The sequence below is a fragment of the Streptomyces sp. NBC_01216 genome, from assembly GCF_035994945.1.
Taxonomy (GTDB): domain Bacteria; phylum Actinomycetota; class Actinomycetes; order Streptomycetales; family Streptomycetaceae; genus Streptomyces.
In genome coordinates, this window is sequence record NZ_CP108677.1 from 5,669,348 (window position 1) to 5,681,098 (window position 11,751).

At 74.0% G+C, this 11,751-nt stretch carries 11 protein-coding genes and 1 pseudogene; 5 read left to right on the plus strand and 7 right to left on the minus strand.

Features of this window, described 5'->3' with window-relative positions; all coding sequences use genetic code 11:
• Nucleotides 1–82: 82 nt before the first annotated feature.
• Nucleotides 83–1,294 carry a pyridoxal phosphate-dependent aminotransferase gene (locus OG393_RS25395; RefSeq protein WP_327377016.1) on the minus strand — a complete coding sequence of 404 codons (1,212 nt, stop codon included), beginning with the start codon at nt 1,292–1,294 and terminating at the stop codon, nt 83–85.
• 86 nt (nt 1,295–1,380) lie between these two features.
• Between OG393_RS25395 and OG393_RS25400 the strand changes: the two genes are divergently transcribed.
• Nucleotides 1,381–2,046: a winged helix-turn-helix transcriptional regulator gene (locus tag OG393_RS25400; protein WP_327377017.1), complete on the plus strand. Its 666-nt coding sequence runs from the start codon at nt 1,381–1,383 to the stop codon at nt 2,044–2,046.
• Nucleotides 2,047–2,147: 101 nt separating this feature from the next.
• Nucleotides 2,148–2,807, plus strand: a complete 660-nt coding sequence (locus OG393_RS25405) for a uridine kinase (RefSeq protein WP_442817434.1) — start codon at nt 2,148–2,150, stop codon at nt 2,805–2,807.
• A gap of 689 nt (nt 2,808–3,496) precedes the next feature.
• Here OG393_RS25405 and OG393_RS25410 read toward each other — a convergent pair.
• The 4 genes from OG393_RS25410 to OG393_RS25425 are packed head-to-tail and all read right to left on the minus strand — an operon-like array spanning nt 3,497 to nt 7,451.
• Complete coding sequence (locus OG393_RS25410; protein WP_327377019.1) at nt 3,497–4,426, minus strand: carbohydrate kinase family protein; 930 nt, start codon at nt 4,424–4,426, stop codon at nt 3,497–3,499.
• The gene (locus OG393_RS25415) at nt 4,423–5,334 is read right to left on the minus strand and encodes a pseudouridine-5'-phosphate glycosidase (protein ID WP_327377020.1); all 912 of its coding nucleotides are present in this window, start codon (nt 5,332–5,334) and stop codon (nt 4,423–4,425) included. The genes OG393_RS25410 and OG393_RS25415 overlap by 4 nt, the downstream gene beginning before the upstream one ends.
• Before the next feature lie 46 nt (nt 5,335–5,380).
• Nucleotides 5,381–6,580 (minus strand): hypothetical protein, encoded by a 1,200-nt coding sequence (locus tag OG393_RS25420; protein WP_327377021.1) that lies wholly within the window; start codon nt 6,578–6,580, stop codon nt 5,381–5,383.
• On the minus strand, nt 6,564–7,451 hold the full coding sequence (locus OG393_RS25425) for a hypothetical protein (protein ID WP_327377022.1): 888 nt from the start codon (nt 7,449–7,451) through the stop codon (nt 6,564–6,566). The genes OG393_RS25420 and OG393_RS25425 overlap by 17 nt, the downstream gene beginning before the upstream one ends.
• A gap of 575 nt (nt 7,452–8,026) precedes the next feature.
• On the opposite strand from OG393_RS25425, the gene OG393_RS25430 reads away from it, so the two are divergent.
• Both OG393_RS25430 and OG393_RS35525 read left to right on the plus strand, forming a co-directional pair.
• The gene (locus tag OG393_RS25430; protein WP_327377023.1) at nt 8,027–8,383 is read left to right on the plus strand and encodes a cupin domain-containing protein; all 357 of its coding nucleotides are present in this window, start codon (nt 8,027–8,029) and stop codon (nt 8,381–8,383) included.
• A 113-nt stretch (nt 8,384–8,496) separates the two neighbouring features.
• Nucleotides 8,497–8,595: pseudogene (locus OG393_RS35525) on the plus strand (IS481 family transposase); the annotation flags it as partial.
• Between the two features lie 72 nt (nt 8,596–8,667).
• On the opposite strand, the gene OG393_RS25435 reads toward OG393_RS35525, so the two are convergent.
• Complete coding sequence (locus OG393_RS25435; protein WP_327378544.1) at nt 8,668–9,930, minus strand: MFS transporter; 1,263 nt, start codon at nt 9,928–9,930, stop codon at nt 8,668–8,670.
• Between the two features lie 116 nt (nt 9,931–10,046).
• Entirely contained in the window at nt 10,047–10,619 is a 573-nt protein-coding gene (locus OG393_RS25440; protein ID WP_442817357.1) for a methylated-DNA--[protein]-cysteine S-methyltransferase, read from the minus strand.
• 175 nt (nt 10,620–10,794) lie between these two features.
• On the opposite strand from OG393_RS25440, the gene OG393_RS25445 reads away from it, so the two are divergent.
• Nucleotides 10,795–11,694 (plus strand): MHYT domain-containing protein, encoded by a 900-nt coding sequence (locus tag OG393_RS25445; protein WP_327377025.1) that lies wholly within the window; start codon nt 10,795–10,797, stop codon nt 11,692–11,694.
• The last annotated feature ends 57 nt before the right edge of the window (nt 11,695–11,751 follow it).

An 11,751-nucleotide genomic window follows, 5' to 3' on the forward strand; every position in this document is an offset into this window, starting at 1 on the left:
GCTCCTCCGGCGGAGGAATCCCCTCAGGTGATGTCGAAGGCCCCTCCGGCGGGTTCCGGCCGAGGAACCCCCTTCGGTCGTGTCATTGCCGGTAGCCGCTCAGGAACCGCCCGATGCGCCCGACGGCCGCGTCCAGGTCGTCGGCGTGCGGCAGGGTCAGGATGCGGAAGTGGTCCGGGCGCGGCCAGTTGAATCCGGTGCCCTGCACCACCTGGATCTTCTCCCGCAGCAGCAGGTCCAGGACGAACTTCTCGTCGTCGTGGATCGGGTGCACCTTCGGGTCGAGCCTGGGGAAGGCGTACAGCGCGCCCTTGGGCTTCACGCAGGACACGCCGGGGATCTCGTTCAGCTTCTCCCACGCGCGGTCGCGCTGCTCGTACAGCCGTCCACCCGGGGCGGTCAGCTCGTGGATCGACTGCCGGCCGCCGAGCGCGGCCTGGATGGCGTACTGGGCCGGGGCGTTGGGGCACAGCCGCATCGAGGCCAGCATGGTCAGCCCCTCGAGGTAGTTTTTCGCGTGCTGCCGCGGGCCGCTGACGACCAGCCAGCCGGAGCGGAAGCCCGCCACCCGGTAGGTCTTGGAGAGTCCGGAGAAGGTGAGGACGACCAGGTCGGGGGCGAGGGCGGCGGCGGTGTGGTGCACGGCGTCGTCGTAGAGGATCTGGTCGTAGATCTCGTCGGCGAAGACCATGAGCCCGTGGCGCCGGGCGAGGTCGAGAACGCCCTCGACGATCTCGCGCGGATAGACCGCGCCGGTCGGGTTGTTGGGGTTGATGATCACGACGGCGCGGGTCCGGTCGGTGATCTTCGACGCCATGTCGTCGAGGTCCGGGTACCACTCCGCTGACTCGTCGCAGAGGTAGTGCACGGCCCTGCCGCCCGCGAGGGTGGTGGCGGCGGTCCACAGGGGGAAGTCGGGGGCGGGGATCAGGATCTCGTCGCCGTCCTCCAGGAGTGCCTGAACGGCCATCGAGACCAGTTCGGAGACACCGTTGCCGAGGAAGACGTCGTCGACGTCGACGTCCGGCAACCCCTGCGCCTGATAGCGCTGGGCCACGGCCCGCCGGGCGGAGAGGATGCCGCGGGAGTCGGTGTAGCCGTGTGCCTTCGGAAGCATCCGGATCATGTCCTGGACGATCTCCTCGGGGGCCTCGAAGCCGAAGAGCGCCGGGTTGCCGGTGTTGAGGCGCAGGACGCTGTGGCCCGCCTCCTCCAGGGCGTTGGCGTGCTCGATCACCGGACCGCGGATCTCGTAGCAGACCTCGCTCAGCTTGCTCGACTGCCGGAACTCCATGCGACGAACCTTCCCCAGAACCAGTGATACTTGGTTTTACCAAGTTGAAGCTTGGAAAGTCCAACAACTTGTCTAGACTGCGTCGCATGCCACGCCGCCGAAGCTATGACCAGTACTGCGCCGCCGCCCGCGCCCTCGACGCCGTCGGTGACCGCTGGACGCTGCTGATCGTCCGCGAACTCCTCGCCGGACCACGCCGCTACACCGATCTGCACGCCGATCTGCCGGGTGTCAGCACGGACATGCTGGCCGGACGGCTCAAGGACATGGAGGGCGCCGGACTCGTCACGCGCCGCCGCCTTGCGCCGCCCGTCCCGGCGTACGTGTACGAACTCACCGCGCGCGGCACCACGCTGCTGCCCGTGCTGCGGGCCCTCGCCGCCTGGGGGGCGCCCGCCCTGGAGGAACCCCGGCCGACCGATGCCGTCCGCGCGCACTGGTTCGCCCTGCCGCTGCTGCGCGCACTGGACGGGCTCGCCGAGGGCGTCGTCCAGGTGACGTTGCCGGAGGGCGGGTTCCACGTACGGGTCGGCGGCGACTCCGCTCCGGAGTACGCCGATGGGACGGCCGACGCCCCGGACGCGCACCTGCGGACGGACATGGCGACCTGCCGCGCCCTGGCGAGCGGCGCACTCGCACTCTCCGAGGCCGTCGCGAGCGGCCGAGCCGAACTGACCGGACCGACCGAACCGACCGAGCCGGCCGGCCTCCGGTCGGGGCACTCGGGAAGCGCATCCGTCGCCGCCGGGTGACCCGAGCCGTCGCCCGCCGTCCCCGCACCGTCGAAGCCGTACGTCCGGGCCGCACCCCGACGCGGCACCGGTCCGCGGCACCGTGACCGCGGACCGGCATGATGGGCCGGGTGCGATTCCTGCCGACCACCTGGGAGAAGCTGACCGACGCCGTCGCGGCGCATGTCGACGGGACGACCTCAGGTGACGGCGGCGAGTGGCTCAAGGTGGGCGTGGACGGCGCACCCGCCGCGCACACCGGGGAGTTCGTCCGGCGGCTGGCCGACGCGCTGCGGCTGCGCGGGCGTTCCGTGCTCGTGGTGGGTACCGGCGGCTTCCTGCGCCCGGCGTCGCTGCGCTTCGAGTACGGCAGGCGGGACCCGGACGCCTACTACGACGGCTGGTTCGACACCGGGGCGCTCTGGCGCGAGGTGCTGGGCCCTTTGGGGCCCGGCGGCACCGGGCGCGTCCTGCCCGACCTGTGGGACCCCGACACGGACCGGGCGACCCGCAGCCCGTACGTGCCGCTGCCGCCGGGGGGAGTCCTGCTCCTGCACGGTCCGTTCCTGCTCGGCCGCTGGTTCCCCTTCGACCTGACCGTGCACCTGCGGCTGTCACCCGGCGCCCTCGCCCGGCGTACCGAAGAGCCCTGGACGCTGCCCGCCTTCGCGCGGTACGAGGACGAGGTCGGCCCCGCCGACTCCGCCGACCTGGTCGTCCGCGCCGACGACCCGCGCCACCCGGCCTGGAGCGGCCTGCCCGGCGGTGCCCCGGCCTCCTGATGCCGCGTCGGGACAGGCGCGGCCCCCGGGCACACCGCCCGCCGCGGCTCCGGGTGCGCCCCGGGCGTCCCGGCTGTCCGAGTTCACGAGCCCCCGGCATGGAGTCCTGAACCGAACGGGGCATGACGGTCTCCGTCACAAGGGGACGTCGTCCGGAGCGCCTGGGGGGACTGTCGTGGGCGGCAGATCGAAGGTTTCGGTGCGTCGACGCAGACGCGTCGGCATGGTGTGGGTGGTCGTGTCCGTCCTGCTGATCGGAGTGGCGGCCGCGCTGGGCGCCGTGGCCGAACTCACCCCGGCGCAGGGCGGCATCCTGCTCACGGAGACGGTTCTGCCGCGGTACCAGGTGGCCTGGCTGATGACCGCGGCCCTCGACGGCCGCCTCGACGTCGACGACAACCAGCACCACCCGACGCCGACCCGCCGGAGAGCCCCGCGCGACCGCGCTGTCGATCCGACGGTCAAGGACGTGCTCGACCATGTTCCCCGGCCGTGGCGTCGGTGGCGGCCCCCACCGCCTCCGGCGGTGGTTCCGGCGGGGGCGACTTCGGAGGTGACGGGGTGGGCGGCGGCGAAGGTGGCGGAGGCGGCGGCTCCTGGTGAACGGGGGGCGCCGGCCGCTCTCTCGGTCGGCGCCCCCCGTACCGGCCGTACGGCCGGGCGCCCACCCGGCCTCGCCGCGGATGTGATCAAAGCTCCCGGCGCCGGGAGCTTCCGGCTCTCCCGCCGCCGCTCCCGGGTGGTCTGCCGCCCACCACGGTCACGGCCTCCGCGCCCGCCCGGCAGCCGGCCTCGGCCGCCTTCGCCGGTCCGGCCCCCGCGAGGCGCGCGGCGAGGAACGCGCCGGTGAAGGCGTCGCCCGCCCCTGTGGAGTCGACCGGGCGCACCGCCGGCGCCGTGACCCGGGCCGTCACCTCGCCACGCTCCGCCACCAGTGCCCCCTCCCCGCCCAGGGTGACGGCCACCAGGGGGAAGGCGCGGCTCAGTTCCCCCGCCGCCCCGGCCGGTCCGGACCGGCCGGTGAGCAGCCGGGCCTCGTCGGCGTTGGGGAACAGCACGTCCGCCCCCGCCACCGCGGCCAGGAACCGGTCCGCTCCCCGCTCCGAGAGGAATCCCGCCGACGCCGGATCCACGCTCACGGTGATGCCCGCCTCCCGCGCCTGCCTCAGCGCGAGCCGGGCCGTCGTCCGGCTCGGCTCGGCGAAGAAGAGGTATCCGGACAGGTGTAGATGGGCGACCCCGTTGAGCAGGGCGGACGACCAGTCGGTGGGGGAGAGGCGGAGGGCGGCGCCGCTGTCGGTCAGGAAGGTCCGCTCCGAACTCGGGTCGACCAGCGCGATCACCGTCGCGGTGGCGGCCTGCGGGTCCGTGACCAGCAGCGGCAGCACCCCGGCCCGGCGCAGCTCCCGGTCATGCCAGTCCGCCGCGTCGCTGCCGGTCCGCCCGAGCAGCCGCACGTCCGGGCACCCCGACCGGGCGGCCCAGCAGGCCGCGTTGGCCCCGGCGCCGCCCGGCAGGGTACGGATCTCGGCCGTCGTGTCCGTCGCGGGCGTGAGCGGGGTCCTGTGCCGTGCGATCACGTCGGTGACCACGTCCCCGACGACCAGCAGCGCCGTCACCCGGCGTCGCGGAAGGACGTCGCGATCCGCGCCGCGAGTCGCACGTTCCCACGTACGGCCGCGAGGTTCGCCTCCAGTGAAGCCCCGCCGGTGTGCGTGGTCAGGTACTCCAGCAGGAACGGTGTGACGGCCTGTCCGGTGATCCCCTTCTCCCGCGCCTCGGCCAGCCCCCGCGCCAGCACCCGGTCGTGCAGCTCCGGGTCCAGCTGGTCGGAGGCGGCGACCGGGTTGGCCACGACGAGCGAGGAGCACGGCGCGCCCAGGGAGTCCCGGGCCCGCATCACCCGGGCCGTCTCCTCGGGCGTGTCGACCGTCCAGTCGACCGGTTCCCCTGACGAGGCCAGGTAGAAGCCGGGGAACCACCGCGTGCCGTACCCGAGCACCGTCACGCCCAGCGTCTCCAGGCGCTGGAGCGTCGCGGGGACGTCGAGGATCGACTTGACGCCCGCGCAGACCACCGTGATCCCGACCCGGGAGAGCAGCCGCAGATCCGCCGACTCGTCCTGCGTCCGGTCCCACTCCCGGTGTACGCCGCCGAGTCCGCCGGTCGCGAAGACGCGGATGCCGGCGGTGTCCGCGAGGAAGGCCGTCGCGGAGACCGTGGTCGCCCCCGTCGCGCCCGCCGCGAAGGCGGGCGCGAGGTCGCGGTGCCCCAGCTTCCGTACGTCCGGGTCCCGCGCGACGCGGTCCAGCCGGTCCGGTTCCAGCCCCACATGGGCGGTGCCGTCGATCACGGCGATGGTGGCGGGTACGGCGCCCTCGTCCCGGACGATCGCCTCCAGTTCCCGTGCCACGGCCAGGTTGCGCGGGCGCGGCAGGCCGTGCGCGATGATCGTGGACTCGAGCGCGACGACGGGGAGGCCCTCGCGGAGAGCCTCCCGCACCTCTTCGGACACCTGTATGGCCATGTCCCATCCCTGGCGCGGCGGCGGACCGGTCAAACCTCGGCGGCGGTCATCCGCCACAGCCGGGCAGCGCGGGCAGCCGTCCGGCGTCCACCACCTGGATGACCGACCGGGAACCGTCCGCCTTGGCGTCGCCGAGGCTGTAGGCGACGGCCAGGGCGCCGTCGCCCGCCTGGGCGTAGCCGTAGGCCGGTGTGATCCGGGTGTAGGAGAGCGAGCCGAGGTCCAGGGCGTAGGAGGTCTCCGGCGTGCGCCAGGTGATCAGCCGGCCGCTGATCCGCAGCTGGTCCATCCCGTCGACCGCCGGGGACGTCGTCACCACGGCCGTCGGCCGGGCGTCCCCGGTCCGCCAGACCATGAGGCGGGGTTCGGTCTCGCCCGCCACCCATGCCCAGGTGGTGCCGTCGGAGACGACCGAGCGGAGGTCGCGGAGGGCGGCGAGCGGAGCGGGCAGGGCGGCGGACCTCAGGCCGCGGAGGGAGACGGCGGAGAGCCGGGTGGTGGGGCCGGCCGACTCGCGCCACACCAGCAGGCCGCCGGCGGCGAAGGGGGTGTCCATCACGCCGGTGTGGACGGCGCGGGGCTCGCCGCCGGCCACCGGGGCCGCGTACACCGTCGCCTCGCCGTCTCCGACGCCCTGCGCCCAGTGGACGGTTCCTCCGCTGACGACGGGCCGGGGGAGCGGCCCCGGGCGGTCGGCGTGGGTGAGGCGGCGGGCTGTTCCCGTGGTGCCGTCCCAGACGTACAGACTCCACGGGCTGTCCAGGGTCCGTCCTTCCAGGACGGCGAAGGCCGCCCACCGCCGCCCGTCGTAGTCGGCGGCGAGCAACTGGTGTGCGTCGGGGTCGTCGAAGGCGAGGAGGGTACGCGGGGAGCCGCCGCCGGCTTCGACGAGGGCCGCGCGACGCCGGCCGGAACCGGTGAGCTGGACGGCGGTCCAGCCGGGGCCCGCGTCGCTGAGCACGGCCCGTTCGCCGGGCGGGGTGCGTACCTCTCCCGCGGCGAGCGCGGAGCTCCAGGGGGCGGGCAGCCGTACTTCGCAGGCGGCGGCGAGCGTCCGCGGCCCCGGGCCGGAGGGCGAACCCGTGGCCTGGGGGGAGCGTGAGGCGCTCGTGGCCGAGGCGGCGTCCGGGGTGGGGGCGGGGCCGGGCCCCGCCGACGAGCATCCCGTGAGCAGGACGCCCGTCAGCAGCAGGGCCGGCGGGAAGACCCCGCCGGCCAGGGGGAAGGCCCTACCAGACGTAGCCACGGCCGCCCATGATGGTGGTGAGGGTGTCGGAGGAGATGTGCGCCGACCTGGGTACGGAGCCTGCCCAGGAGATCACGCTGGTACTCACCCCGCCCACCGGGTCGAGGTAGTTGACCTGCGCCGCCGCGGTGTCCGCGTTGTAGCCGTCGATCGCGACCCAGTGGAAGATCTCTATGTTGGGATGGCCGACGAGGTGCGGGCCGCCCGGCACCTCCCAGGCGTTGCCGGCGATCGCGTAGTCGTGGTCGGTGTTGTGGGTGATGTGCTGCCGGAAGTTCGTCTTGTCGGTCGCCGTCGGCGTGTAGGGCAGGGCCCTGGGCACGTATCCGGCTCCGGGCAGCCGCTTGTTGAGCGCGTCGGCCATCGGATAGCCGGTCGGGCTGGAGACGTTGATGTTGATGCCGTACCAGGCGGTGCCGTTGGTGCCGGTCTTCAGGAGTGTCGCCGCGTCCTGCTGGGAGCGGCCCGCGACGCCGTCGTGGGCGGACTGGGTGATCACGAGGGCGGCCGGCCCGCACCAGTAGGACGTCTTCTGCGGCTGGTGCAGGCCGCCCGACAGCCGATAGCCGGCGAGCGCCCGGCTGTCGGTGGCCTTGGCGTAGGAACCGGCGGCCTGTGCTTGCTTGACGGCATCCAGTCGCTGCTGGGCGGGAGTCAGGCGCTGGGGGCCGAGGGTGTCGTAGGCGGCCTTGTAGGCGGCGCCGGGGGCGATTGGCGGCAGGGAGGCCGCGCCGAAGGGTGACGTGACGGTGGCCGAGCCGGGCACCGGGTCACCCGGGGCCGCGTGTGCCGTGGGTGCGGCCACGGTGGCCGCGAACAGCGCCGCGGTGGCCAGGGCGAGGGCGCGGGGGAGGAAGGCTGAGGATGACATCGCACTCTTCCGTCGGAGGTGAGGGGAGACGTTCACGGGGTCCGTCGCGTGCACGCTTCGTGTGACGGGGCCCGGCGGATTCCCGGCGGCATGCGGCGGGCGTGCCGGGGACTCCGTCCGCGACCGGCGGGGCGCCGAGGGGCGCCGGCCGGTTCTTCCGCCGGGCCGGCGCCTTTCCTCCTCGGTCGGCGGGTTCCGCGTACGAGGGGGCCCGTGGCCGGGCGTGCCGAGATGTCCACCCGTCCCTTCTACGACGGTCCGGTGAGCGGCCACGACCGGATGTACGCCGACCGGCGGTGCGGGCGGCACCGTACGAGGGGTGCGCGCGCCGGTTGAGGGAGCCGGGACCGCCGCCACGGAATCGGTGGCCGGGAGGCCCGCTCCGTGCGCCGGTGTCCGGCGAGGGCGCGGGCCCGCCCCGGCCGCGTCGGCCCGTGGGTCCCGACGTCGCCCTTCGGATTTCGTCGTCCTCGCCCCGGAAGGGGAAGCCGCCTGGTCACAGCGCTATCGGAGGCAGGGATTCCAGCGGGTCCCGCGCGTGGGGAGACGTCCTGCCCCCGCTACAGTCACCGGCCATGACCACACACGACCGCCCTTCCTTCTCCGTCCACATCCCCGACGCGGACCTGGAACCGGAGCCCCTGGACCCCGCTCAGATCGTCTCCGGGACCCCCGAGGTGACCGGAAAGGTCCTCTGGGAGTCGTCCGACGGCAGCCAGGTGCGCGGCATCTGGCAGATCACGCCCGGCGTGATGACGGACACCGAGGCCGACGAACTCTTCGTCGTCGTGAGCGGGCGCGCCACCGTCGCGGTGGAGGGCGGCGCGACGATGGAGATCGGCCCCGGCGACGCCTGTGTGCTGCGCGAGGGCGACCGGACCACCTGGACCGTGCACGAGACTCTGCGCAAGGCGTACCACATCAGCCTCTAGGCGTTCTGTCCACGGAGGTTGGTGGCGGATTCCACGGCGTGGGGATCTTGAACGGGTGAGGGCCTTCCGGGTTCGGTGCGGATTGCGACGTCTACACCGACCGAAAGGCCCTCGTGTCCTACCGTCATGCACCTCCGACAGAGCCTGGACGCCTGCGTCTGGCCCGCTGCGCCGTCGAGGACGGCCGGCCCCCGCGGCGGGGCCCCGCGCGGCAGGCGCCGTCGGCCCCGGACGCGGAGTGGGGCCCTCCCGTGCGGCGGATTCGCGCCGGTCAGCCACGCCGGTCAGCCGCGGCGGACCGCACCCCGGACGGCCAGCGCCGCCATCGGCAGCAGCAGGCACGCACCCGCCAGGTTCAGCCAGCCGTATCCCGCCTTGGCCACGATCAGTCCCGCCAGCAGGCCGCCGAGGCCCGCCGCGGTGTTCATGGTGAAGTCCGACAGTCCCTGGACCGCCGCTCGGGCGGCCTGCGGCACCGAGTCCGTCAGGAGCGCGGACCCCGAGACGAGGCCCGCCGACCAGCCCAGGCCCAGCACGAACAGACCCGCGGCGGTCCTCCCGTGACTGGGCCCCGCCGTGCCCGCCAACAGCGCGGCCGCCGCCAGCAGGCCGACGGCCAGGCCGATGACCGAGAGCCGTCCCAGCCGGTCCGAAAGCCAGCCCATCACCGGCGAGAACGCGTACATGCCCGCGATGTGTCCACTGATGACCAGGCCGATCAGCTCGATGCCGGCGCCGTGATGGCTCAGCGCCACCGGGGTCATCGACATGATCGATACCATCGCGGTGTGGGAGGCGGCCACGGTCACCAGGGCCAGCCGGGCCCGCGGGGAGTCCCGTACCGCGCGCATCCCGGCCCGCAGGGAGTGCCCGCCCGGCTTCTCCCGCTCCGCGGGACCGGCGAGCGCGCGGGCTGTCAGCAGGGGGTCGGGGCGAAGCAGCACCGCCATCAGGGCGGCGGCCAGCAGGAACACCCCGGTCGCCCAGACGAAGGGGCCCGCCGCGACCGGGATGCCGAGGGCGGCGACGCTCCTCCCGGCCGGTGCGGCGACGTTCGGGCCGAGGACCGCGCCGATCGTCGTCGCCCACACGACCGTCGAGATGGCGCGGCCCCGCCGCTCCGGCTCGGCGAGGTCCGCGGCGGCGAAGCGCGCCGCGAGGTTGGCCGAGGAGCCCGCACCGAAGCCGACCAGCCCCAGCAGCAGCAGGGGGAAGCTGTCGGCCACCGCCCCGAGGACGACCACGGCGGCGCCCAGTGCGCCCAGCAGGTAGGCCAGCACCAGCCCGGCCCGCCGCCCGCGGGAGTTCATGAGGGCGGCCAGCGGCATGGCGAGCAGTGCCGTGCCGACCACGGTGGCCGTCGATGCCAGACCGGACAGGGCCTCCGTGCCGCTGACGTCCTTGGCGAGTACCGAGGCCAGCGCGACGCCGATCGCGATGCCGAGGCCGCCGAGGATCTGGCTGATGATCAGTACGGCCTGGACGCGGCGCCGGAGCGCGGGCAGTCCGAGGGCCGTGACGGCGGGCGCCGTCTCGGCCGGAAGCATGGCGTCAGGGGTGCCGGGGGTGTTGGTCACTTACGCAGTGTGCCAGGCGACGCACGTCGCGGGAACAACTGTTTGATCATATCCGGGCCGTCCGCGTCCGCCGGAGCAGGCCCGGCTCAGAACAGTGGCTGGGGCAGAACGCCCTCCAGCTCCAGCAGTCTCCGTTTGGTCTCCAGGCCGCTCCCGAAGCCGCCGAGCCCGCCGTCGCTCTCCACCACCCGGTGGCACGGCACGACCAGCGGCAGCGGATTGGACCCCATCGCCACCCCGACCGCCTGCGCGGCGCGCGGCTGTCCGACCCGCTTCGCCAGCTCCCCGTACGCCACGACCGTCCCGTACGGCACACCGTCCAGCAGCTCGCGCAGCACCTGGCGGTTGAATCCGGTCGCCAGCGACCAGTCCAGGGTGAGGCCGAACTCCCGCAGGCCGCCCGTGAAGTACTCCGTGACCCTGCGGATCGGCTCGGCCAGCCGGCCGGTCGAGCGGTGGACCGGCTCCGCCCCCAGCTGTCCCGCGACCCGGCTCAGCGTCCGCTCCCGTACGGCACCGTCGGCGTGGAAGGCCACGCTCACCAGGCCGCGCGCGGTCGCCGCCAGCAGCAGCGAACCGACGGCGCTGTCCACGACCGCCCACTCCAACCGTTCCGTGCGTCCCGGGGGCACGGGCCTCTCGTTCTCCACACGGCTCACCGTACGACGCGCCACCGACATCACGGGGCGGTCTCGCCCCGGTCTCGCCCCGGTCATTTCCCGGACCTCGTGGTCGTGCCGCTTCCGGCGCGCCATAATCTCGCCCCGGTAGTACTACTCAGCGGTACCGAATGTTTTCGGACGACGTCGCACCACGGGTGGAGGTCACACGCTCATGCAGGGCACGGTCGACGGATTCAGCCACGGGCTCGTCACACCCGTGGCCGCCTACCTCATGGCCTGCCTCGGCGCGGCCCTCGGGCTGCGCTGCACCACCCGGTCGCTGTGCCACCTCGACACCTTCAGGGCGGGCTGGCTGGCGCTGGGCGCGACCTCCCTCGGCACCGGCATCTGGTCCACGCACTTCATCGCCATGATGGGCTTCTCGGTCCGGCAGGTCCCCGTCGGCTACGACCGGCCCCTCACCTTCGCCAGCCTGGGCGTCGCCGTGCTGATGGCCGGTGTCGGGATCTCCATCGTCGGCTGCCGCGGCGCCACCCCGCTGCCCCTGATCACCGGCGGCACCATCACCGGTCTCGGCATCGCGACCATGCACTACCTCGGCATGGCGGGACTGCGGCTCCACGGGCGGGTCGAGTACGACAGCCTCACCGTGGCGCTCTCCGTCGCGATCGCCGTGGTGGCCGCCACCGGAGCCCTCTGGACGGCCGTTTCGGGCCGTGGATTCCTGGCCGGCCTCGGCGCGAGCATGATGCTGGGAATCGGCGTCAGTGGTATGCACTACACCGCCATGGCGGCGGTCGACGTCCACCTGGCCGACAGCGCCCTCTTCGAGGGCGACGGAGGCGCCGCCACCGCGCCGCTGCTGCAGATGCTGATCGGCCCGGCCGTGTTCCTGCTGCTGGCCGCCGTCGTCGTCCTGTTCGACCCGCTCCTCGTGATGGGCGAACCGGACCGGCGCGAGCCCGTCCCCCCGGGCTCGGGGCGACCCGGAGTGCCCGCGCCGCGCCGTGCCTCGTCCTACGGGGAGCCCGCCAACTGGTCGGCCCGTCCCGCCGGACGCGGCCCGCGCAGAGGCGGCGCCCGCGGCGCCCACCGCTCCCGGGGCTGGTGACCCGCGGGCCCGCCCGGCCGCCCCGAGCCGTTCACCGCCCGACTGTCGGCGGTGGGT

Bases quoted from the DNA above. Each gene is read 5' to 3' on its own strand.
- OG393_RS25430 (WP_327377023.1), top strand. From the start codon at position 8,027: ATGACCACACACGACCGCCCTTCCTTCTCCGTCCACATCCCCGACGCG.
- OG393_RS25445 (WP_327377025.1), top strand. From the start codon at position 10,795: ATGCAGGGCACGGTCGACGGATTCAGCCACGGGCTCGTCACACCCGTG.
- OG393_RS25395 (WP_327377016.1), bottom strand. From the start codon at position 1,294: ATGGAGTTCCGGCAGTCGAGCAAGCTGAGCGAGGTCTGCTACGAGATC.
- OG393_RS25435 (WP_327378544.1), bottom strand. From the start codon at position 9,930: ATGCTTCCGGCCGAGACGGCGCCCGCCGTCACGGCCCTCGGACTGCCC.
- OG393_RS25425 (WP_327377022.1), bottom strand. From the start codon at position 7,451: ATGTCATCCTCAGCCTTCCTCCCCCGCGCCCTCGCCCTGGCCACCGCG.
- OG393_RS25405 (WP_442817434.1), top strand. From the start codon at position 2,148: ATGGGCCGGGTGCGATTCCTGCCGACCACCTGGGAGAAGCTGACCGAC.
- OG393_RS25415 (WP_327377020.1), bottom strand. From the start codon at position 5,334: ATGGCCATACAGGTGTCCGAAGAGGTGCGGGAGGCTCTCCGCGAGGGC.
- OG393_RS25400 (WP_327377017.1), top strand. From the start codon at position 1,381: ATGCCACGCCGCCGAAGCTATGACCAGTACTGCGCCGCCGCCCGCGCC.